This is a genomic window from Ramlibacter sp., assembly GCF_036383835.1.
Lineage (GTDB): Bacteria > Pseudomonadota > Gammaproteobacteria > Burkholderiales > Burkholderiaceae_C > Ramlibacter.
This window is the reverse complement of sequence record NZ_DASVNN010000127.1, coordinates 1-20,515: the sequence shown is the minus strand read 5'-3', so window position 1 is coordinate 20,515 and position 20,515 is coordinate 1. Positions and strand designations below refer to the sequence as shown.

The window sequence follows — 20,515 nt, the reverse complement described above, 5'->3', positions numbered from 1 at the left end:
GTCCGTCCGAAAACAGCATGAGCCGAGAAAATGAGATCGAAACTGCCTGAAAACGCTGGATCCGGAGTGGCAATTCGCGTCACGTGCCGAATCAACGTGCCAGCAGTGCGTGCGAATCGGCCTTGTTCAGACCTTCCCTAGTCAGGACGTACGTGCCGTCCAATTTCTTCGATCAATGATCGTGCGGATGTCGCCATCTGCCTCGGGTCCCCGGGGGAATCGTGTGTTGATCAGCGATACCGACGCTTGGGCGACTCTCTCGAGTTCTTCGACAAATTTGATTGTCTCAGGGGTGAGTTGCTCGAATCGACGCGCCTCGCGATTCTTTGCGCTCACGTAGTCTGCGAACGCGAGCACGATGTCGGTGGGCGCGTTCAATGCGCAGGCAGAGCGAAACTGCTCCCACTCGAACCATCCCACTCTTCGGTTTCTCTTCGTCGTTGAGGTCTTTTCATTCATCTCCAGTTCGTCTGGGTCAAGCCCAACCTCAAGAGCGATATCTCTGAAAGTGGTCTCATGCTTTAGACGGCCGGACGACGCCCCCTGGTTGCCGTCCGGGTTGGCGACTCTGATTGGTGTCGGTCGCACAAGCATGAGGATCCTGCGTACTCGGCTTGGGGAAATCCCAGCCTCTGCTAAGCAACCGGCAACGTTTGTGTCGCGGGAGGTCACGTGAGGGTACCGCCCGTGGAAAATGCTCAGGCCGCTCCCTTGTGTACCTTCGAGGAAGACGGAATGTCTCTTCCTGTATGCGATCTCCAGTTGACGGCTTGTGGATCCTCGGTACGGCTCAGCCTCACCCACATACGGTCGCAGCTCGGGGACATCCCTCGCTAGGCGAACCGATCCCAGTCCTCGGTCTGTGATCCTTCGGGCGGATGCGGCGCCACTACCACTCGCCGTGGAGGCGATCGATTTCTTCACCCCTGCTTCATTATCCTTGTCGAATTGTTCAATGATCATTGCCTGGGGATCGATGAACAATCGGTCCGGACCTACGCCACACTGTTCTATTTCCTCCAGAAGACCTGGAACAAATATCGTCATCCCGGGACCGAGCAACAGCTTGGCCTTTGCGTCCTTTGAGCCCGAAGGAAGGTAGTGGTACGTGTACTGGCCGGTCGGCCCTAGGACTGTGTGTCCTGCGTTAGGGCCGCCTACACGAATCAGTACGTCATACTCCTTTGCAAGGTACGCTACAACGTGCCCCTTGCCTTCGCTGCCGTACTGCCCGCCGACAAGGACGTCCACGCAGCGCACATCAGGAGCGGAGACGAGCCCGAGGCTTGCAGCTAAGCGAGCTAGCGTATCTCTGCTGTCATTTCTGGTTGTGTTGACTCTCAGGTCTGCGTCGTTCTTGAAACCCTCAATGTCTTGCTCACTCTTGATCAAGTCAGCCTTCACGTACTCCTCATGATCTGCGTCGTGATTAGGCCGCTGATCGAACCTCTTTTGGAGTGCGAGCGTTTTGCCGAAGAGGTGGACATGCAGACACGGCAGGTAATGGTCCTTCCGGAAGTGATCCAGCTGCTTCCGGGTCCTAACGCTGTCAACCACGATTCGTGCCGCTGGTGCCAATGTCTGAGCTCGCTGACGCACTGCCTGGTACAGCCACTGATCACCGGTCTCGATGTCAAGCAGGTCTCCGAGGCCCTGCAGCGACCGGCGATCGGCACGGAGGCCACGGCGTGTGGCCTCCTGCTTCAGAAAGTCGCTGCTACTAAATCGGTGGTACTCAAACTCCTCCTCAAGTAAACGCGCGAGCCCGCTCTTCCCGGCGCCCAGGTGACCACTAATCAGCACCACTTGGTCCATGTCGCAACTCCCTTGCCCTACGAACTATGTCGGCAGCAATCTCCCGCGCTGTCAACTTGTTTGAGTCATAGAAAGCGTCGGCGAGGCTTGCCAAACCCCGCGATGCGATCTCGTTTGGATGCGAGATCAACTGGTCGTATGTACTGTGGAAGTCACGGCTGCCCGGTAGCCGTTGCCGCTGTTCGTACCGTGTACGGAGAACTTCCTCCGGTGCAGTGACATGGACGTGGAGGACTCGGGGAAAAGCGGCTCGAAAGTGGGCGATCTGCTGCGGCTTTCTGACGGCATCTAGCAGCCACATCTGCGTCGCTGGCGCGTTACTAGCCTCCACTTGGCTGACGGCAATTCGTACCGGCCACAGAAAGTCGGTAGCCAAGTCCAGATCGTCCCCGAGACGCTGGAGGATCTCCCTTTCATTGGCCAGGCCCTGGCTAGCCGCAAGCCCCGAAAGGTAGGTGCTCGTACTCACCTTGCGGAAGTGGTGCTCACCCAAGAGAGCTTGGGCCACGGAAGTCTTTCCGCCTCCTACCGCTCCACTCAATAACAACAATAAGGCGGGTGCGCCAAGGAATGAGTGCACCGATGGAATGTATCTGCTTCGCTTACATTAATCTACTGTTCGTCATCCTCCTGCTGGGAGATGCGGTGCGTCTGCAATTCAGTTAGATATTGGGAGATCGCACGCTTAGGTCCTATCCAGCCTGGCGGCTTAAGAAGTTTTCCTTCGGCATTTACCCGAATCTCTCCATCGGGCCATCTCTTCTCAAGGTTTGTACGATGGACTTGTGCAAAAGGAATGCCGGGGCGGACTCCCATCTCGACGAGGCATCCGAGTGCTAAATACATCAAGTCCGACACTGCATCGACTTGTTCCTGGAGGTCGCCCGCGGTCAGGAGTTCTGCAAGTTCTTCGCGCATCCAGTTCACACGTGCCGCGACCCGTGAGGCACTCAGTTGACCAGGGCGATTAGTGATTGGAAGCCCGAAGTCCGCATGGAGCGCCCGCACCTTTTCGAAGGCATCATCCAAGCCTTTGAACTCGTTGCTTTGCATTCTTTTCCCCTGTCAGGTCGAGTGCTCTGTATGTAGCGTACTGGCAAGCCGTCAGCGTAGATCGAGTGTTCGCCGAGCGAACCGCGTCGCTAGGTTGAACAATGAAGGCAAGACGATAGAATACTGTATTTTCATACAGGATGGGACATGGACGGAATCCGATTCATCCTGGTGCTGGCCTGCATGGCACCCCTATTCATTCTCATGGCGATCCGAGGTGTCGGCTTGGTTCCATGGGAGTGGTATTTCCCTACTTTTGTAGGTCTTGCAGTGATTCCCAACATTTACCTGGCATTTCGAATGTGGCAGGCACGGAGGCTTAACGATAGGAAGCGCATCACGGTGTACGCCGCATCAGACAATCGTGAACAGCTCATAACGTACGTCTTCGCGATGCTCCTGCCACTGTTCCAATCGGGAGTTTCGACTGAGAACGACTTGTACGCAGCTCTCGCGGCGACGCTCATAGTGATCTATATATTCGGTCATATGGAGCTGTACTACATGAACTTCTTCCTAGCTTTCTTTGGGTTCAGGATCATCTCGATAACTGGGGTTGGCCAGTTCGGTGTGTCGCACGTACTGATAACCAAACGAAAAACCCTTCCGACGCAACTCCAGCTCACCCCGCTTCGGATCACCGATTTCCTGCTGTTTGACAACTAGCCACAAGAAGGAGAAGGAGTGTTCGATTTCGATCCGATGAATGTCACGTTGGTCACCTTGGTGGGGTACTTCGAGGGACCAGGTGGACCGAACCAAAGGCATGTTCAGATACCGATCGCTCCGGAGGTGCAAGAAGAGCTGGAAGCGATGCTTGACGTGACTCTTTTGAAGCTGGGACTGCCCCAGTTGGCGCTTCAACTGCCTCAGTTCAGTCCGGCAGAGAAGTACGCCGGAGAAGAGCCGTGCAAGCTCCTATTGAGCACTCCGTACATGGCGGACCTTGCTGCAGTGGTGGCGCTGCAAAACTTGCCAAGCGACACGAACGCATTGCAGGCTATCGATGAACTCCAGTACTACTACGCGGTTTTCACCGATGCGCAGAATCGCAACCTCTGGGCGTTTCGCCGGGCCGGAACATTCAAGGGCGTGGCCAAGTCGAAGCTGGCGTTTATCAACAATGGCCTCTTGACCATGGTGGAGGGAAACATCTTCAGATTGGACAACGACTTCGACTACCTAGTGGACGCAGCGACGATCTACGTTCTGAGGCATAGTGGCTTTGAATTCACCACGAACGTCCACGGCCAGATGCTTCAGGCTGCGGCGGCCAACGCCACCGCAGTGGCCGCAGCCGTCACCTATCTCGATATGACGAAGATCTCTGCCTACGCATCGAAGCACCCTCGTGCGGCGCGTCTTCTTGCCGCCGTGCGGTCACGCACCGATTTGTCACAGATCAACAGAGGGCTTCTTGAGGCGGCATGTCAGAACTTCGGAGTCGCGGTAGTTCAGAATGCGGACGGTACGATGACCCCGGACGCAGGGCACGAGTACGACTTCCTGCTATTGGTCGACCGCAGAGCGTACACAGCCACTTTGATTCCGCAGCAAGCGGAGCGGTACGAAGCCGCAAGTCGCACCAGGAAGACCTGAGAGATCGAGAGTGGCGCGCCCCGAACTGGAGGGGGGCCAATGAGTCGGGTAAGTCGACGCTGATTGAAGCGATTGTGCTCGCGTTGACTGGTCGCATCAATGGACGAAGTGCCGCGGACGAACTCAATCCCTACTGGTTCAACAGTCAGCTGGTAGAGGAATTGGTCAGGAAGCGCAAAAGGGGCGAGCGAGCGAAGTTTCCCGAAATCGACGACCCCTCGCGTCGTTCGCGCTTCTGCAGGTCACTCCCGTGGCTCAATGACTGCATTGGAGCCGAGACCGCAAATTGGGGCTTCGCGGCGACCGACCGCAACCGCTGCAAAGCAGTCGTACTTGCCAGCTGTTAGGAGCGGCAACTAAAGGTCGTTTCTGCCCGGTTGCAACCGAGTGGCAGTCCGCCTCGGGCCCGAAGCAGCCATCTCGCTATAGGGGTACGCCCCCGCTGCGCAGCGGCGCTACCAGTGCCTGCGTCGGTTGCGTAGCAATTCAACTGCCGATTCGCCTATCTACCGTCCCAACGGTATCAGGATCAAGACCTCGCCAGCAGGATCGCATCCACCTCGATGTCGAAGCCGATGAAGTTCGACTGCGACAGCGTCCGCGCCGGGGGCGGGTCGCTGACGTAGGGGGCATAGATCCGGTCGAACTCCTTCGCGTCGGCCGGGTTCTTCAGCAACACGGTGACCTTGACGGCATCCTTCAGCGACAGGCCCGCCGCCTGCGCGGCGGCCTCGAGGTTGTCGAGTGCCATCTTCGCCTGGAAGGCGAACGGCTTGTCGCCGTGCCGCACGTTCTCGCGGTCGCGTGGCGTCTGGCCCGCCAGGAACACGAGCCCGGCTGCCTGCACTGCCACGCTGTAGGTGCCCGCCGGCGGCGGGGCGACGTCACTCCTGAAAACGCGGCGCGTCATGCGTTGCTCCTTTCCTTCAAGCCCGGTAGCGATCGACGAGTTCCGCCGCGCGCCCGAGGGCCTGCACGGCGGCCCGGTGATTCTGCGAGAAGTTCAGCCGGATGCTGTCGGTGGCGTCCGGGCTGAATTCCGTCCCCGGCGTCACCGTCACGCTGGCCTGGTGCCGCAGGATGCGCACGAAGGTTTGCAGGTCCACGCACAACTTCGGCAGCCGCGGGAAGAGATAGCTCCCGGCCTCCGGCGCACGGGCCACCACCCCCTCCACTGAGCCCAGCACCTCCAGCAGGTCGTCGCGGATCGCCTGGTGCTGCGCGATGCGCTGCGCCATCCAGCCGTCCGGTTCGGCGAACCAGGTGCGCAGCACCGCCTGGCAGTAGCCGGGCGCGCGCAGCGAGACGATGGCCTGCAGCTTCTCCATGCGGTCGATGATCTTCGCGGCGCCGAACGCGACGCCCAGCCGGTAACCGCTCAGCGACTCGGTCTTGGACGGGCCCATGATCGTGATGACGTTGGCCGGATCCATGCCGGTGGCGCGCAGGTGCGTGTAGTCGCGGCCCGGGTACAGCAGCCGCGAATACAGCTCGTCGACGATCACCGTCGCACCGTAGCTGTTGGCCAGCTGCGCGATGCGTTCGATCTCGGTGCGCGAATAGATCACGCCGGCCGGATTGTTCGGATTGGAGAACAGGAAGGTCTTCACACCCGCCTTGAACGCGTCTTCGAGCTGGACCAGGTCCAGGCCCGCTTCGGCGGTGCGGCCGAGGTAGTCCATGGCCACGGGCACGAGGACGCCGCCGAGGAACTCGACGATCTTGCGGTTGGCAAAGTAGTCGGGCCGCACGATGGCCACCTTGTCGCCGGCCGAGACGGTGGCCGCGAGGGCCAGGTACAGCGCGCCCTGCGTGCCGGGCGTGATGATCACTTCGTTGGCACCCGACAAGGGAGCACCGGTGAACCCGGCGAGCCGGGATGCCAGTTGTTCGCGCAGCTCCGCGCCGCCGCGGTATTCGGTGTAGGCCTGCTCCCCGCCTCGCTCCACTCCGCGCACGAACTCCCCCAGCGCACCGGGCGTCGGGGCGAAGGCGTTGGCGTTCACGTCGCCGTGCGAGAAGTCGACGGGCGTGCCCGGCAGCTTGTCGCCGCGCAGCAGGCCCTTCAGGTGCTCGGTGTTTTGCCGGACTTCCTGGCCCGGCGCATCGTCGGTGGCTAGACGGGTGAATTTGCTTTCGATCGAAATCATCTTGGGTTCAGGCAGGAAGAGGGGTTTCGCACAAGGCGCGCAGCGGCGCGGGGATGGGAACGGACTTGCGGGTGGCCTGGTCGACCCAGACCCAGACGGCGTACGCAGTGGCGCAGGAACGCGCGGCGTTCGCCTCCAGGGCGTCGATGGCGAACGTCAGGTCGAGGCTGCTGCGGCCCACGCGCGAGCAGGACACGCGGATGCGCAGCGTGGCCGGATGGTGGACCGGCGCATGGAAGCTGCAGGCGATCGCCGCGACGACCGGCATGCGGTCGGGCGCTTCCGCTTGCAGCTTCAGCGCGGCCGCCCATTGCATCCGTGCCTCTTCGGCATAGCGCAGCATCACCGTGTTGTTCACGTGGCCGTCGGCGTCCAGGTCGCCCCAGCGCACCGGCAGCACGGCTTCGAACAGCACGGGGCCGGGCGGGGAGCCGTCGTCGACCAGCTTCAGCATCACACGACGCCGTCGGTATGGAAGGCGGCGATCTCGCCGTCCGAGTAGCCCGCTTCGCGCAGGATCTCGTCGGTGTGTTCGCCGCGGGTGGGCGCCGTGCTGCGCATCTGCGAAGGCGTGCGGCTCATCTTGAACCCCTGCCCCACCACCGACACCGGGCCGAGCGTCGGATGAACGAGCGGCTGCGCCACGCCCAGGTGCTGCACCTGCGGATCGGCGAACACCGCGTCCATGCTGTTGATCGGGCCCGCCGCCACGCTGCCGCGCTCGAACACTTCCAGCCAGTGGGCCGAAGTGTGCTCGCGGGTGCGGCGCGACAGCTCCGCGTTCAGCTCCACGCGGTTCTTCGAGCGGCCTTCCTCGGTGGAGAACGGCTCCATGTCCATCAGCTCCTCGCAGCCCATGGCCACGACGAGGCGCTTGAACATGGCCTGCTCGCCGGCCGCGATGGTGATGTGGCCATCCTGCGTGGGATACACGCCGGTCGGGATCGAGGTCGGGTGGTCGTTGCCCGGCTGCCCCGGGATTTCGCGGTTGAACAGCCAGCGCGCCGCCTGGAAGTCGAGCATGGCGATCATCGCTTCCAGCAGCGAGACCTGCACCCACTGGCCCTTGCCGGACACCTGGCGTTCGAGCAGCGCCGTCATCACCGCCAGCCCGGTGAACAGGCCGGCCGCCACGTCGGCCACCGCGATGCCCACGCGCGTCGGGCCTTTGTCGGCATGGCCGTTGATCGACATCATGCCGCCCATGCCCTGCACGATGTGGTCGAAGCCGGGCCGCTTCGCGTAGGGGCCATCCTGGCCGAAGCCGGAGATGCTGGCGTACACGATGCCCGGGTTGATCTTCGCGAGCGACTCGTAGTCGATGCCGAGGCGGAACTTCACGTCGGGCCGGAAATTCTCCGCCACCACGTCGGCGGTCTCCACCAGCCGCCGCAGGATCGCGATGCCGCGCGGATCCTTCAGGTTGATGGCCAGCGAACGCTTGTTGCGATGCAGGTTCTGGAAGTCCGGTCCGTCCCGCAGGCCGCCCCAGCCGTCGCTCACCTCCATGTGCTGCGGGCTTTCGATCTTGATCACGTCCGCGCCCCAGTCGGCGAACTGGCGCACGGCCGTCGGGCCGGCGCGCACCCGCGTGAGGTCCAGCACCTTGAAATGGGCGAGCGGGCCCTTGCGCGCAACCGTCTCGCGTTGCGCGTTCACTTCACTCATGTCCACGGTTACTCTCCCTTGAATTGCGGCTCGCGCTTGGCCGCGAAGGCGGCGCGGCCCTCCAGGTAGTCCTGGCTCTCGAAGCAGGCGTCGATCAGCTGCTGCGCCGCCGCCATCTCGCGGGTGGACTCGGGCTTCTCCAGCTCGAGGAAGCCGCGCTTGAGCGCCTTGACGGTGAGCGGCGCGTTGCGCGCCATGTTCCGCGCGTACTGCACCACCGTGTCCTTCAGCGCTTCCGGCGCCACCACCTGGTGGACCAGGCCGGTGCGCAGGGCGTCCTGGGCGTCGTAGCGGCGGCCGGTGAAGAACAGGTCGCGCGCCTGCGCCGCCCCCATCACGCGCAGCAGCCGGACCTGCCCGCCCCAGCCGTAGCCGAGGCCCAGGCGCACCGCCGGAATGGCGAAGGTCGCCTTGTCGTCGCAGATGCGGATGTCGCAGCTGGTCGCGAAGTCGAGGCCGCCGCCGATGCAGTAGCCGTGGATCATCGCGATCGTCGGCTTGGGCGAGGCGTAGACCGCGTCGTACGAGGCCTCGTTCATCTCGTTGTACCGGCGGTTCTGCTCGGGATCCTTGCGCACGTCGCCGAAACCGGAGATGTTCGAGCCGGCGGCGAAGGCGCGCTCGCCCATCCCGGTGACCACGATGACGCGGACTTCCGGGTCGGCGTCGAAGTCGGCCATCACCTCGGGCACGGCGGTCGCCATCGCCACCGAGATCGCGTTGTGCTTGGCCGGGTTGTTGAAGATCAGCCAGCCGATCCCGTCGGATTTGCGGGCCACGATTTCAGGAGTGCTTGTCGTCATGATTCAGTCGTTGACTTCCAGGCGCGCCGCCTTGATGAACGCGTCGAACTTCTTCTGCTCCGCCGCGATGAACGCGGCGTTTTCCTTGAGCGTGCCGCCGACGGGCGTGACGCCGAGCTCCTTCCACTTGGCCGCGAGCTGCTTCGAATGCACGATCTCGTTGATGTCGGCGTTCAGCTTCTCGACGACCGCCTTGGGCGTCTTGGACGGCACGGCCAGCGTGTACCAGGCGGTGAACTCGTAGTCCTTGAGGCCCGCTTCCGCGATCGTCGGCACGTTGGGCAGCGCGTCGGAGCGGGTCCGGCTCGTGATCCCCAGCGCGCGCACGCGGCCGCTCTGCACCATCGGCACGATGGTCGGCAGGTTCTCGACCATCATGTGGATCTGGCCACCCATCAGGTCGTTCACCGCCGCGGAACTGCCGCGGTAGGGCACATGCTTGATGTTGACGGCGCCGAGGTACTTGAACAGTTCCGCCGCGAGGTGGGTCGACGATCCGTTGCCGGCGGAACCGAAGAAGACCGCGCCCGGGTTCTGCCTCGCGTAGGCGAGCAGCTCGTTGACGCTCTTGGCCTGCACCGTGTTGCTGACCACCAGCAGGTTCGGGAACTCGCCGATGATCGTCACCGGCTGCAGCGACGTTTCGGGGTGGTAGCGCAGCTTGGGATACAGCGTGTAGGCCGCATGCATGGCGGTGGTCCCGAGCACCATCGTGTAGCCGTCGGGTTCCGAATTGGCCACCCCCTCCGCGCCGATGTGGCCGGCCACGCCGGGGCGGTTCTCGACCACGACCGGCTGGCCGTACTTCTGCGAGAGTTCCTTGGCCACGATGCGGCCCAGCGCGTCGGCGGAGCCGCCGGCCGTGAACGGAACGACCAGGCGGATCGGCTTCGAAGGCCAGGCATCTGCCGCCACTGCCGCCGTGTTCACGGCAGCGGCGGCGAGAAAGGGAAAGAGCAGCGTCAGGAATTTCATGGTTTGTCTCCAGGGTTGAGGGAAGGCGATGGCCGGCCGCCGCTTCAGGCGGCTTGTTCTTCTTCCTCGCGCAGGTCGCCAGAGGACTGGCTGGCTGCCGAGGCGGGGTCGGCCAGGTCGATGATCAGGCTGCCCGCCGCGTCGACGCGCGTGCGCGAGCCGGCCGGCAGGACCAGCGTGGACGAAGGTTCCTGCACCAGGGCAGGGCCCGCGATCTCGAATCCGGCCGGCAAGGCCTCGCGCAGGTACACGGGCACCTCTTCGTAGCGCTTGCTGCCGCCGACCCAGACGCGCCGCTTGCCGGCGGCGGCCGGCTGGCGCGCGCCGGTGAGCGCGGCCGAAGCGAGCTCGGACGTCGTCGCCTCCGCCGAAGCCGCGATGCGGATGTTCACGATCTCCACTTCGCCCTGGGGCGGCTGCTGGCGGAAGGTCTGCACGTACAGCGTGGTGAAGGCGTCGGTCATCACCTTCGCGATGGACGCGTCGTACGGACCGGCGGGCAGCTCGGTCGTGACTTCGAAGCCCTGGCCCACGAAACGCAGGTCCGCCGAGCGCTGCATGCGCGGCCTGGCACCGTGCTCCGGCAGCGTCGCGCGGATCACCGACAGCGCGTCCGCCTCGAGCGCCGCATAGGTCGCCTCCAGCTTGTTCCAGTCGACGCGCGACAGGGGGCGCGAGATCGTGGCCGTGCGGTCCACCCGCGCCGGTGCCATCAGCAGTCCCAGGGCGGAGGCCACGCCGGCGCCGGGCGGGCACACCACGCGGCGCGTGCCGAGGCGGCGCGCCACTTCGCAGCCGTGCAGCGGACCGCCGCCGCCGGTGAGCAGCATCGCGAAGCCCGTCACGTTGTGGCCGCGCTCGGCGACGTGCACGCGCGCGGCCCCGGCCATGTTCTCGTTGACGACGGAATGGATGCCCCAGGCGAACTCAGGCAGCGAGACGCCGGCGCGCGTGGCGAGCGGCGCGATGGCAGCCTCGGCCGCCGCCACGTCGAGCTTGATCGTGCCGCCCGCGAACGAAGCGGGGTCGAGATAGCCGAGCACCAGGTTGGCGTCGGTCACCGTCGGCTGCTTGCCGCCCCGGCCGTAGCACGCCGGGCCCGGGTCCGACGCCGCGCTCTCGGGGCCGACCTTGAGCAGACCGAGCGAGTCGAGCTGGGCCAGGCTGCCGCCGCCCGCGCCGATCTCGATCAGCTCGATCGTCGAGATCGAGATGGGCAGGCCGCTGCCTTCGGTGAGGCGCTTCTCGCGGCTCGCTTCGAATTGATGCGCGATCAGCGGCTGGCCGTCGTCGACGATGGCCAGCTTGGCCGTGGTCCCGCCCATGTCGAAGGCGAGCACGTCGGCGATGCCGGAGCGCTGGCCGAAGAAGGCGCCGGCGAGGGCGCCGGCGGCCGGGCCCGATTCGAGCAGCTGGATCGGCACGCGTTTGGCTTCATCCACGTGTGTGAGGCCGCCGTTGGACAGCATCATGAAGAGCGGCGCCCGGATGCCGAGCTGGCCGATCTCGCCGATCATCAGGTCGAGGTAGCCGTCGGCCAGCGGCTTGACGTAGGCGTTGGCCACCGTCGTCACGCTGCGCTCGTACTCCCGGATCTGCGGCGAGACCTCGGAGGAGATCGAGACGAACAGCTCGGGATGGTGCCGCGCGATCAGTTCGCGCGCCAGGCGCTCATGCGCCGGGTTGGCATAGGCGTGCAGGAACACAATGGCGACGGAGCGGATGCCCGCCGCCGACAGTTCGCCGGCGCGCGCCACGAGCGCCTGCTCGTCGAGCGGCGTGACGACGCTGCCGTCGGCCGCCATGCGCTCGCCCACTTCGAGCCGCAGGTGGCGCGGCACCAGCGACTTCGGCAGCTCGATGTGCAGGTCGTACAGCTCGTACTTGTTCTCGCGCGCCATCTCCAGCGTGTCGCGGAAGCCGGCCGTGGTGATCAGGCCGGTGGGCGCACCCTTGCGCTCGATCAGCGCGTTGGTGAACAGCGTGGTGGCGTGGATCACGCGCGTGACGCTGCCGTAGGCCAGCCCTTCGCGCTCGAAGAGATGCCGCACGCCGGCGATCACGCCCTTGTGGGGCGCACTGGGCGTGGTGAGCTCCTTGTGCGAGAACGAGCGGCCGGTGTCGTGCGCGAAGACGACGATGTCGGTGAACGTGCCGCCGATGTCGATGCCGAGGGAATAGGTGGAAGAGGACATCTGGTGTTCCTGGGACTGGAGGATTGGGGGCACGCGCTTACGCCTTCACGTAGCCGTCGCGCAGGTCGGTGGCCCGGTGCGCTTCGGCGCGCTTCGCCGCGGGCCCGTAGCCACCGCCGCCGGGCGTCTTCATTTCGACGATGCTGCCGGGAGCGATCACCTGCTGCTGCTTCGGGTTGCTGCACGCCTTGCCGTCGATCAGGACCTGGCCCGGCGCGCCGCTGGCGCCGCCGGCCAGGCCGGGCGCGGCGGCTTCGGGGCGCGTGCGCTCCGCCATGAAGCTCACGGTCATCGGCCCGGCCGCGAGGTTCTCGAACTTGATCGACTGCCCGGTGCCGCCCCGGTACGTGCCGGCGCCGCCACTGTCGGTGCGCAGGGCACGGTGATGGACGCGGATCGGCAGCAGCTGCTCGATCATCTCGACGGGCGTCGACGAGATGTTGCTCGGCCACGAGAGCACGTTGATGCCGTCGCGCCGGCTCGACGCGCCGTAGCCGCCGTTCATGAAGAACATGCTCGCGTACTGGCTGCCGTCGTCGCGCTGGCCCGCCACGTTGGCGCACCACAGCGGCGAGCCGACGCCGGCGATCACGCGGTCGGGCATCGCTTCGGCCAGCGCCTGCACCACCATCATCGGCAGCATGTGGCCCACGAGCGCGCGCGCGCCGCCGGCGGCCGGCGGCAAGGCATTCAGGATGCTTCCGGCCGGCGCCGTGACCTCGATCGGCGCGATCACGCCTTCGTTGCCGGCCACGTCGGGCAGCAGCACGGTGCGCACGCCGTAGCAGGTGTACGCCTTGGTGTAGGCCAGGCACACGTTGATCGATGCGGCCACCTGCGGATCGGTGCCGCTGTAGTCCACGCTGATGCTGCCGTCCTTGACCGTCATCGTCATTTCCAGCCGGATCGGCTGGCCGATGCCGTCGGTGACGGCCGTCTGGCGATACACGCCCTCGGGGACCTTGCGGATCGCCTCGCGCATCGCCGCCTCGGAGCGTACGTGGATCTCGCGCGCCAGCCCGTCCAGCGAATCGAGTGCGTATTCATGCAGCTGCGACAGGACGCCGGCTTCCATCCGCTGCAGCGCGGTGAACTGCGCGTACAGGTCGCCGATCACCTGGTCCGGCACGCGCACGTTCTTGCGCAGGATGCGCTCGAAGGTCGGGTCCATCCTGCCCTGGTGCAGGACCTTCATGATCGGGATCTGCAGGCCTTCCTCGAAGACCGAGCGGGCGTCGGCGGAGCGCACCCGGCCGCCGATGTCGGGCGCATGCGCCACCGAGCCGGCCCAGCCGACGATGCGGCCCAGGTGGAAGATCGGCTTGGCCACCGTGATGTCGGGCAGGTGCCCCGTGCCCTGCCAGATGTCGTTGGTGATCAGCACGTCGTCCGGCGACAGGTCGGTTTCCGGAAACTCCGCGATGAAGTGGCGGATGGTCTGCGGCACCGTGTTCAGGAACGACGGGATGCTGTGCGTGGCCTGTGCGATCGAGTGGCCCCGGGTGTCGGTCAGCACGCAGGCGAAGTCGTTCGACTCGCGCACGTTCGTGGAAAACGAGGTTCGAACCATCGCGACGGCGGCTTCGTCGACGATGGAGATCAATCGCGCCCAGAGCAGTTCGAGGGTGATGGCGTCGAAGCGGGAGGTGGCCATGGGGTCTTGGTTCGGGTGGAGGTGAATCGGGGAGGCGAGCCAGGGAGTCGGATCGATTCTGCGAGCGCAGGGCATGCCTGGCCAATACTTTGTTGCGCCTACCGTATTCCATATCGATATACTCTGGACATGTCGTTTGCCCTGAATCACCGGCATATCGAGGCCTTCCGCGCGGTCATGATCCGCGGCACCGCGACGGAGGCGGCGGCCATGCTGCACACGTCGCAACCGGTGGTCAGCAAGCTGATTTCCCGGTTCCAGGCCACCAGCGGCCTGAAGCTGTTCGAGCTGCGCAAGAGCCGGCTGGTGCCGACGCCGGAGGCGCGCGTGCTGTTCAACATGATCGAGCGCAGCTACATCGGGCTGGAGCAGATCGGCCGCACGATCGCGGAGCTGCGCGGCATCAACGCGGGGCTGGTCCAGGTCGGCTGCATCCCGTCGGTGGGCATGGCGGTGCTGCCGCAGGTGGTGCATGCGTTCACGCAGCAACACCCGGCCGTGCAGGTGCACATCGATACGGTCGGCTCGAACCTCGTGCGCGACAGCGTGGCGTCGGGCCGGCTGGACCTGGGCATCGTCATGAAACCGGTGGACACCGCGGGCACGCAGGTGGAGCCGCTGGCCACCGTCAACGCGGTGTGCGTGATGTCGCCGCACCACCCGCTCGCGGGCAAGCGCACGATCCGCGCCAAGGACCTGCAGGGCCAGGCCTTGATCTCGTCCGGCCGCGGCGACGGCCTGCGCGACAGCGTCGAGAAGGCCCTGGCCGCCGAGGGCGTCGAACCGGTGCGGGTGGCCGAGACGACCTATGCCATCACGGTGTGCCTGCTGGCGCTGCAAGGCGTCGGCGTGGGCCTGGTGAGCCCGCTGGTCATTCCCGCTCTGGCCCAGGCGGGTCTCGTGGTGCGGCCGTTCACGCCGCACATCCCGATCGAGCTGGCCCTGCTGACTCCGCAGGGCCAGCCGACCTCGCGGGCCGCGGAAGCGTTCGCGGGATTCCTGCGCGCGTCGATCGCAGTCAGCGCGGCGCCTGCCAAGCGGCAAGGCTCCTAGCGCGAAAGACGCCGCGCGCCCTGCCGGCCTTCGCGCTATAACGGATCCACGCACGCTTCACACGGGGGTCCCATGAACAGGATGCTGATCGCCGCTGTCGCCTTGGCCATTGCCGGCTGGAGCCTGCCGGGCAGCGGATTCGCCGCCGGGAAGGCGGTGAAGCTGCCTGCGCCCACCCAGGACGTGCATGCCACGGCCGCCACCGAAACCGCCGTGTTCGCCGGCGGCTGCTTCTGGGGCGTCCAGGCCGTGTTCCAGCACACCCGGGGCGTCCTCAACGCCGTGTCGGGCTATGCCGGAGGCGACCAGGGGACGGCGCGCTACGAGCAGGTGGGCAGCGGCCGTACCGGGCACGCCGAATCGGTCCAGGTCACGTACGACCCGAAGCAGGTGTCCTTCGGGACGCTGCTGCAGGTCTACTTTTCGGTCGCGCACGACCCGACCACGCTGAACCGGCAGGGGCCGGACGTCGGGCCGCAGTACCGGTCCGCCGTGTTCTACCGGGACCAGGAACAGAAGCGGGTGACGGAGAGCTACATCGCGCAGCTGGGTGCGGCGAAAGTGTTCCCCGCCCGCATCGTGACTGAAGTGCGTCCGCTCACAGGCTTCTATCCGGCCGAGGCCTATCACCAGGATTACGCGACGCTGCATCCGGGCTCGCCGTACATCGCCACCTTCGACCGGCCGAAGATCGCGAACCTCAAGGCCATGCTGCCGCAGCTCTATCGCGAGCAGCCCGTGCTGGTGTCGGCGCGGCCGAAGGGGTAGCGCGCTCCAAGAGCACAGCCCCCCGATCGCTGCCTAGCCAGGGACGCCCGGGCCGGGCTTCTTGTTCATGTCCCGTAGCTGGAGCGACGGCGCGGCCGGCCGGCGCACGTCCGCGTTGCTCCCCGGCCGGTACGTGGCGTCCAGCGCGCGCACGCGTTCGGTGAGTTTCGGGGTGCTCTTGAGCACCGCTGCCTGCGTGTACGCCGTGCGCGCCTCCAGGTAATTGCCGCGGGCGAACTGCGCATCGCCTTCGAGGGCCAGCCCATAGGACCGCAGCTGCGGGATCTGCTGCATCTTGCGCGCGGTCTTCAGGTCCGTCTCGGTGGAAGCGGGCCGGAAGATCTCGCGCAGCACCCGCTCGGTGGGAGAGGGGGCCATGGGGATCCGGCGTTCGGTCATCGAAGGACGGGCATCCGGCGACGGCTTGGCGGTGACCGGCGGGGCGGGCGCCGGCGTGGGTGCATGGGTGAAGACCTTGGTCTGCCCGGACTGCCGCGCGATGTCGCCGGCCAGCTTCTGGGCGACGCGCGAAGTGGCCAGCTGCGGGGCGACCTGCTCCGACTGGCGCAGCGCCACGGCGCCGACGTCCGGCCACATCGAGCTCAGCACGTCGGCCGTCAGCAGCCACTTGCCCCCGGGCGACAGGGAGGCCTCGTCCTTCCACAAGGCATCGGCGGCGGCCTTGGCGATCGCCTCGCTCGCCTCGCTGCCGCCGGCGGGCAGCCGGGCCAGGTCGCTCGCCACCACGGGGTTGTCCAGGTAGTCGCCGATGGCCGAGAGCGCCTTGTCGCGTTGCTTCGCGTGCGCGGCGCGCAGGCTGGCCACGTCCGGCGCTTCCACCGTGACGACGGTGTGCGACGGCACGTCGGTCTCGATGCGGAACCGGTAACGCTCCTGCTCCGCCCGCATGGTGAGGATCACGCGAAGCCGCGCCACGGCCTGCGCGTCGAGGTCGCGCGGCGTGTCGTCCGGCGTGATGTACAGGCCGGGGTCGTCCAGCGCGCCGATGGTGTAGCGCACGCGCGCCGCGCTCGCGTTGACGATGCGCGCGTCGCCCCGGTCGCCGGCGAGCCGGAAGACGTGTTCGCTGCCCTTGACGACGAAGTCCGGCAGGTCGATGCGCGCATCCAGCGTGGGCAGCAGGTACTTGTTCAGCGCGTTGACCAGCAGCACCACCGCCGGGTGCTCGGGGCGGTCGGGCTTCACGATGCTGAAGTGGTCCGTGCCTTCCATGGCCGGGGCGCGCTCCTTGCAAAAGCGCGTGGCGCTGTCCCACGGCACGACGACGGCGAGCCCATAGGCGGGAAGTTTCTCGTAGCCGCAGATCACCACCGGCTTGCGGGGCAGCGCCTTCCAGTCGTCGTCGAGCTGCTGCAGATGGGCGTTGGTGGTGGCGCTGGCCATCTGCGCCACGGCCGGATTGGCGCTCAGGTACTTTCCCAGGTTCGCGATCTGCGCACCCTCCTGCGGGGTGGCGTACAGCACGACCAGGGGCACGCGGGGCAGCAGTTCGGGGCTGGCCAACAGATGCTTGAGCACGACCAGGCCGCCCATGCTGTGGGCGACGAACACGACCTGCTTGTACTTGTAGACCCCGTGGAACTGCAGCGACTGGTCCAGCTTGTTGGCGGCCTCGCGGATGTCCAGCGACCCGGGCCCCACCAGGTTCGACGTGAACCCGAAGGCAAAAACGTCGACGGCCTTGCCGATCGCATCGTGCGCGAGGACGTAGTCGTACAGAGGCTTCCGGCCCGGCTTCGTCCAGGTGCCCAGGGTGTCGCCGAAGAGGCCATGCACCAGCACGAGGGCGGCCTTGGCGTCGGGCCGCGGGTCGCGCACCCAGCGCGGATCGGTGCTGTTGGCCTGCGTGACTTCTGCCGGCAGGGCGGCGCGCGGTGTGGCGCCGGGAGCCGCCACGGGCGCAGGTGCGTCGTTCTTGTCGCACCCGAACAGGGCCGCGGCGGCCAGCAACGCGGCGGCCGCACCGAGGACGAACCGGGATCGGGCTTGCATAGGTGTCCCTCCCTGCGGCCCCCATCATCGGAAAGGGCGCCGCTTCCCACAAGCCCCCCGAGCGGGAGAGCGAGGCGTCCATGCGGGTCGTCCCGAAATTGACGCACTAATATATTTGTGTTTCACTGCGCCGGCGCGTGCAGCAGCGACGCCGCCATTCCAGGAGACTTCATGCCCCGTTCCTTCCCGCTTTCGCGCCGCGCGTTCGGCGCGGCCGTCTTTGCTGCAGGCGCGGTCGCGCTCGCCGGCCCCGTGCACGCGCAGGCCTGGCCGGCCAAGCCGGTCACCATCGTCGTGCCCTTTGCGGCGGGCGGCGGCACCGACATCGGCACCCGCATCGTGGCGCAGAAGCTTTCGCAGCTGTGGGGCCAGGCCGTGGTGGTCGACAACCGCGGCGGCGCCGGCGGCAACCTGGGGCTGGACATCGTGTCGCGCGCAAAGCCGGACGGCTACACGCTGCTCACCGGCAACGTGGGCACGCAGTCGATCAACCCCACGCTGTACAAGAAGCTCACGTACAACCCCGACACCTCGTTCACGCCGATCGGCCTGTTCGCCGAGCTGCCCTTCGTGCTGGCCGTGACCAGCTCGCTGCCGGCGAAGAACGTGCAGGAACTCGTGGCGCTGGCGAAGTCGCAGCCCGACAAGCTCACGTACGCGAGCTCCGGCAGCGGCGGCTCGCCCCACCTCTCGGCGGAGACCTTCAAGCAGGCGACCGGCACGAAGATCCTGCACGTGCCGTACAAGGGCGGCGGCGCGGCGATGACCGACCTCATGAGCGGCAACGTGCACATGCTGTTCGCCTCCGTGCTGGAGCTCTCGGGGCACATCAAGTCCGGCAAGCTCAAGGCGCTGGCCATCACCAGCAAGCAGCGCGTCGCGGCGCTGCCGGACGTGCCCACGCTGGAGGAAAGCGGCGTGAAGGGCGCGGAGTCCGGCTCGTGGCTGGGCCTGCTGGCACCGGCCGGCACGCCGCAGGAGGTGGTCGACAAGGCCTCGCGCGACCTGCAGAAGGTACTGGCGATGCCCGAGGTGAAGGATCAGCTGCTGGCGCAGGGTGCGGTGGCCAAGGGCGGCACGCCGGCGGACTTCGTGCAGCTGATCGCCGCGGACCGCAAGCGCTACGCGCGCGTGATCATCGACAACAACCTGACCGCGGATTGAGGCGTGGCTCTCCCGTCATCCCCGCGCAGGCGGGGACCCAGGGCTTCCTGCCTTCATCTCCCCGCCTTCAAATCGCAACGATGATCAGGATCGCCACCAGCAGGATGATGATCAGGTCCTGATTGCTCAGCGCGCCACCCGCGGGCATCGCATCGATGCGCTGCGCCAGGGTGTGCGCTTCGGCCTCGGTGAGCGACGCCACGCGGTCGCGCGCCGACAAGCCATCCACGCCCATGGCGATCAGGCGCTCCTTGACGGTGGCGCGGTCCATGAAGGACTGGACCTTCGCCCGGTCGAGGTCGGCCTGGCTCGGGGCCGTCATGGCTTCGGGACCGATCAGGCCGGCGTTGGCCAAGGACATCGACGCGGAGAGGATGCACGCGAGGAGAGGCCTCCATGCACGGGACAAGCGAAGGCTTCGGATGCTCATGCGTGGGTTCTCCAGACGGTGGGGAGGCATCGTAGACGTACGCCGACGTCAGCAGTTCCCGGGGCCGCGTAACAGCTGCCGCAACATGCAGCGTGCGCGCAGCCGGAGGGAGTGCCCGGCTGTTGCATGATGGGCGCCGCCATGCAACTCCCACGAGCCACCACGTCCACCGCCTGCCTGCGCGCCTTCGTCGAAACCGCGCGCTGGCAAAGCTTCACCCGGGCCGCCGAGACGCTGTGCCTGACGCAGAGCGCCGTGAGCAAGCAGGTGCAGCTGCTGGAGCAGCAGGTGGGCGTGCGTTTGCTGCGGCGCGCGCCGCAGGGACTGTCGCTCACGCCCGCGGGCAGTGCCTACCTGGCCCACGCATCGGAAGCGCTGGCCACGCTGGCCGAGGGCGAGGCGCGCGCGCGGCAGCTCGCGGGCAGCGAGGAGGCCGGCGGCTCGGTCGAACTCTCGGCTTCGCCGGCGTTCGCGGCGCACTGGCTGATTCCGCTGCTGCCGCAGTTCGTCGCGGTCGCACCGTCCACGCGGCTGCTGCTGCGTCCGCGCCTGCCGGACTTCACGCCGGCGACGGAACGCTTCGACCTGGAGATCCGGCTGGGTCGCGGCCGCTGGCCCGATGCGCAGGCCACCTACCTGCTCGGGCGCGAGATGGCCCTGGTGGCGAGCCCGAAGCTGCTGGCGGGGCGCAGCATCCGGCGCGCGGAAGACCTCTCCGGCTTGCCGCTGCTGCAACGCGCGCAGCGTGGCTATGGCTGGGACGAATGGGCGGAGTCCGCGGCGCCGGATTGGGACCGGAGCCAGTCGCCGGAGCTGCTGTTCGAGGGCTTCTCCGTGCTGATCCCGGCGGTGATCGCCGGCTGCGGGCTCGCGGTCTGCCCGCTGTTCCTGGTGCTCGATGCGCTGGAGCGCGGCGAACTGGTGCGCCCGCTCGGCGAATGCGTGACCGGCTCCTCGGCGTACTACGCGGTCATCGCGGCGGGCGCGGGCCGCAACTCCGCGCGGGAGCAGTTGCTGGAGTGGCTGCTGTCGCAGGCGCAGGCAACCTCCGATCGCGTGGCGCGCCTGCTGGCCGCCTGAATTCCGGATCGGAATGGGCGTGCGGCCAATTCCTTTGACCGCGAGGGCCCGCGTCCGTAGATTGGAACGATGACCCATTCCCTAGCCCACTTCCT

At 66.3% G+C, this 20,515-nt stretch carries 20 protein-coding genes; 7 read left to right on the top strand and 13 right to left on the bottom strand.

Annotated features, from left to right (window positions below; genetic code table 11):
* Positions 1 to 141 precede the first annotated feature (141 nt).
* From VF522_RS20215 to VF522_RS20210, 3 genes are read right to left on the bottom strand one after another with little or no spacing between them, the layout of a single operon-like run.
* Positions 142 to 1,815: an adenylosuccinate synthetase gene (locus VF522_RS20215; protein WP_330910114.1), complete on the bottom strand. Its 1,674-nt coding sequence runs from the start codon at positions 1,813 to 1,815 to the stop codon at positions 142 to 144.
* On the bottom strand, positions 1,793 to 2,395 hold the full coding sequence (locus tag VF522_RS24575) for an AAA family ATPase (protein ID WP_414709567.1): 603 nt from the start codon (positions 2,393 to 2,395) through the stop codon (positions 1,793 to 1,795). The genes VF522_RS20215 and VF522_RS24575 overlap by 23 nt, the downstream gene beginning before the upstream one ends.
* Before the next feature lie 32 nt (positions 2,396 to 2,427).
* The gene (locus VF522_RS20210) at positions 2,428 to 2,868 is read right to left on the bottom strand and encodes a hypothetical protein (RefSeq protein ID WP_330910113.1); all 441 of its coding nucleotides are present in this window, start codon (positions 2,866 to 2,868) and stop codon (positions 2,428 to 2,430) included.
* 147 nt (positions 2,869 to 3,015) lie between these two features.
* Here VF522_RS20210 and VF522_RS20205 point away from each other — a divergent pair, with 147 nt between their 5' ends.
* Genes VF522_RS20205 through VF522_RS24570 form a run of 3 tightly spaced genes read left to right on the top strand, consistent with a single transcriptional unit; the run spans position 3,016 to position 4,814 of the window.
* Positions 3,016 to 3,534: a hypothetical protein gene (locus tag VF522_RS20205; protein WP_330910112.1), complete on the top strand. Its 519-nt coding sequence runs from the start codon at positions 3,016 to 3,018 to the stop codon at positions 3,532 to 3,534.
* Between the two features lie 18 nt (positions 3,535 to 3,552).
* Positions 3,553 to 4,467, top strand: a complete 915-nt coding sequence (locus VF522_RS20200) for a Kiwa anti-phage protein KwaB-like domain-containing protein (protein WP_330910111.1) — start codon at positions 3,553 to 3,555, stop codon at positions 4,465 to 4,467.
* Complete coding sequence (locus VF522_RS24570; RefSeq protein ID WP_414709568.1) at positions 4,380 to 4,814, top strand: ATP-binding protein; 435 nt, start codon at positions 4,380 to 4,382, stop codon at positions 4,812 to 4,814. Before VF522_RS20200 ends, VF522_RS24570 begins: the two co-directional genes overlap by 88 nt.
* Positions 4,815 to 4,996: 182 nt before the next feature.
* Here VF522_RS24570 and VF522_RS20195 read toward each other — a convergent pair whose 3' ends face one another.
* Genes VF522_RS20195 through VF522_RS20160 form a run of 8 tightly spaced genes read right to left on the bottom strand, consistent with a single transcriptional unit; the run spans position 4,997 to position 13,912 of the window.
* Entirely contained in the window at positions 4,997 to 5,377 is a 381-nt protein-coding gene (locus tag VF522_RS20195; protein WP_330910110.1) for a RidA family protein, read from the bottom strand.
* 16 nt (positions 5,378 to 5,393) lie between these two features.
* On the bottom strand, positions 5,394 to 6,617 hold the full coding sequence (locus tag VF522_RS20190) for a pyridoxal phosphate-dependent aminotransferase (protein WP_330910109.1): 1,224 nt from the start codon (positions 6,615 to 6,617) through the stop codon (positions 5,394 to 5,396).
* A gap of 7 nt (positions 6,618 to 6,624) precedes the next feature.
* Entirely contained in the window at positions 6,625 to 7,071 is a 447-nt protein-coding gene (locus VF522_RS20185; RefSeq protein ID WP_330910108.1) for a thioesterase family protein, read from the bottom strand.
* Positions 7,071 to 8,285 carry a CoA transferase gene (locus VF522_RS20180; protein ID WP_330910107.1) on the bottom strand — a complete coding sequence of 405 codons (1,215 nt, stop codon included), beginning with the start codon at positions 8,283 to 8,285 and terminating at the stop codon, positions 7,071 to 7,073. The genes VF522_RS20185 and VF522_RS20180 overlap by 1 nt, the downstream gene beginning before the upstream one ends.
* An 8-nt stretch (positions 8,286 to 8,293) precedes the next feature.
* Positions 8,294 to 9,088, bottom strand: coding sequence for an enoyl-CoA hydratase (locus tag VF522_RS20175; RefSeq protein WP_330910106.1), 795 nt, complete (start codon positions 9,086 to 9,088; stop codon positions 8,294 to 8,296).
* Between the two features lie 3 nt (positions 9,089 to 9,091).
* Positions 9,092 to 10,063 carry a tripartite tricarboxylate transporter substrate binding protein gene (locus VF522_RS20170; protein ID WP_330910105.1) on the bottom strand — a complete coding sequence of 324 codons (972 nt, stop codon included), beginning with the start codon at positions 10,061 to 10,063 and terminating at the stop codon, positions 9,092 to 9,094.
* Between the two features lie 44 nt (positions 10,064 to 10,107).
* The gene (locus VF522_RS20165) at positions 10,108 to 12,258 is read right to left on the bottom strand and encodes a hydantoinase/oxoprolinase family protein (RefSeq protein ID WP_330910104.1); all 2,151 of its coding nucleotides are present in this window, start codon (positions 12,256 to 12,258) and stop codon (positions 10,108 to 10,110) included.
* 37 nt (positions 12,259 to 12,295) lie between these two features.
* Entirely contained in the window at positions 12,296 to 13,912 is a 1,617-nt protein-coding gene (locus VF522_RS20160) for a hydantoinase B/oxoprolinase family protein (RefSeq protein WP_330910103.1), read from the bottom strand.
* A 129-nt stretch (positions 13,913 to 14,041) separates the two neighbouring features.
* On the opposite strand from VF522_RS20160, the gene VF522_RS20155 reads away from it, so the two are divergent.
* Both VF522_RS20155 and msrA read left to right on the top strand, forming a co-directional pair.
* Positions 14,042 to 14,965 (top strand): LysR substrate-binding domain-containing protein, encoded by a 924-nt coding sequence (locus VF522_RS20155; RefSeq protein ID WP_330910102.1) that lies wholly within the window; start codon positions 14,042 to 14,044, stop codon positions 14,963 to 14,965.
* A 72-nt stretch (positions 14,966 to 15,037) separates the two neighbouring features.
* A complete protein-coding gene (gene msrA, locus VF522_RS20150; protein WP_414709566.1) occupies positions 15,038 to 15,733 on the top strand; it encodes a peptide-methionine (S)-S-oxide reductase MsrA in 696 nt (231 codons plus the stop codon).
* A 33-nt stretch (positions 15,734 to 15,766) separates the two neighbouring features.
* On the opposite strand, the gene VF522_RS20145 is transcribed toward msrA, so the two are convergent.
* A complete protein-coding gene (locus VF522_RS20145; RefSeq protein ID WP_330910100.1) occupies positions 15,767 to 17,746 on the bottom strand; it encodes a hypothetical protein in 1,980 nt (659 codons plus the stop codon).
* A gap of 171 nt (positions 17,747 to 17,917) precedes the next feature.
* Here VF522_RS20145 and VF522_RS20140 point away from each other — a divergent pair, with 171 nt between their 5' ends.
* Positions 17,918 to 18,910: a tripartite tricarboxylate transporter substrate binding protein gene (locus VF522_RS20140; RefSeq protein WP_330910099.1), complete on the top strand. Its 993-nt coding sequence runs from the start codon at positions 17,918 to 17,920 to the stop codon at positions 18,908 to 18,910.
* Positions 18,911 to 18,977: 67 nt separating this feature from the next.
* Here VF522_RS20140 and VF522_RS20135 read toward each other — a convergent pair whose 3' ends face one another.
* On the bottom strand, positions 18,978 to 19,340 hold the full coding sequence (locus VF522_RS20135) for a PA2779 family protein (protein ID WP_330910098.1): 363 nt from the start codon (positions 19,338 to 19,340) through the stop codon (positions 18,978 to 18,980).
* A gap of 141 nt (positions 19,341 to 19,481) precedes the next feature.
* On the opposite strand from VF522_RS20135, the gene VF522_RS20130 reads away from it, so the two are divergent.
* The gene (locus tag VF522_RS20130) at positions 19,482 to 20,420 is read left to right on the top strand and encodes a LysR substrate-binding domain-containing protein (RefSeq protein ID WP_330910097.1); all 939 of its coding nucleotides are present in this window, start codon (positions 19,482 to 19,484) and stop codon (positions 20,418 to 20,420) included.
* Positions 20,421 to 20,515 lie beyond the last annotated feature (95 nt).

Excerpts from the sequence above, each read along its gene's own strand:
- VF522_RS20215 (WP_330910114.1), bottom strand. The coding sequence starts at position 1,815 with ATGGACCAAGTGGTGCTGATTAGTGGTCACCTGGGCGCCGGGAAGAGC.
- VF522_RS20210 (WP_330910113.1), bottom strand. The coding sequence starts at position 2,868 with ATGCAAAGCAACGAGTTCAAAGGCTTGGATGATGCCTTCGAAAAGGTG.
- VF522_RS20205 (WP_330910112.1), top strand. The coding sequence starts at position 3,016 with ATGGACGGAATCCGATTCATCCTGGTGCTGGCCTGCATGGCACCCCTA.
- VF522_RS20195 (WP_330910110.1), bottom strand. The coding sequence starts at position 5,377 with ATGACGCGCCGCGTTTTCAGGAGTGACGTCGCCCCGCCGCCGGCGGGC.
- VF522_RS20190 (WP_330910109.1), bottom strand. The coding sequence starts at position 6,617 with ATGATTTCGATCGAAAGCAAATTCACCCGTCTAGCCACCGACGATGCG.
- VF522_RS20185 (WP_330910108.1), bottom strand. The coding sequence starts at position 7,071 with ATGCTGAAGCTGGTCGACGACGGCTCCCCGCCCGGCCCCGTGCTGTTC.
- VF522_RS20180 (WP_330910107.1), bottom strand. The coding sequence starts at position 8,285 with ATGAGTGAAGTGAACGCGCAACGCGAGACGGTTGCGCGCAAGGGCCCG.
- VF522_RS20175 (WP_330910106.1), bottom strand. The coding sequence starts at position 9,088 with ATGACGACAAGCACTCCTGAAATCGTGGCCCGCAAATCCGACGGGATC.
- VF522_RS20170 (WP_330910105.1), bottom strand. The coding sequence starts at position 10,063 with ATGAAATTCCTGACGCTGCTCTTTCCCTTTCTCGCCGCCGCTGCCGTG.
- VF522_RS20165 (WP_330910104.1), bottom strand. The coding sequence starts at position 12,258 with ATGTCCTCTTCCACCTATTCCCTCGGCATCGACATCGGCGGCACGTTC.
- VF522_RS20160 (WP_330910103.1), bottom strand. The coding sequence starts at position 13,912 with ATGGCCACCTCCCGCTTCGACGCCATCACCCTCGAACTGCTCTGGGCG.
- VF522_RS20155 (WP_330910102.1), top strand. The coding sequence starts at position 14,042 with ATGTCGTTTGCCCTGAATCACCGGCATATCGAGGCCTTCCGCGCGGTC.
- msrA (WP_414709566.1), top strand. The coding sequence starts at position 15,038 with ATGAACAGGATGCTGATCGCCGCTGTCGCCTTGGCCATTGCCGGCTGG.
- VF522_RS20145 (WP_330910100.1), bottom strand. The coding sequence starts at position 17,746 with ATGCAAGCCCGATCCCGGTTCGTCCTCGGTGCGGCCGCCGCGTTGCTG.
- VF522_RS20140 (WP_330910099.1), top strand. The coding sequence starts at position 17,918 with ATGCCCCGTTCCTTCCCGCTTTCGCGCCGCGCGTTCGGCGCGGCCGTC.
- VF522_RS20135 (WP_330910098.1), bottom strand. The coding sequence starts at position 19,340 with ATGAGCATCCGAAGCCTTCGCTTGTCCCGTGCATGGAGGCCTCTCCTC.
- VF522_RS20130 (WP_330910097.1), top strand. The coding sequence starts at position 19,482 with ATGCAACTCCCACGAGCCACCACGTCCACCGCCTGCCTGCGCGCCTTC.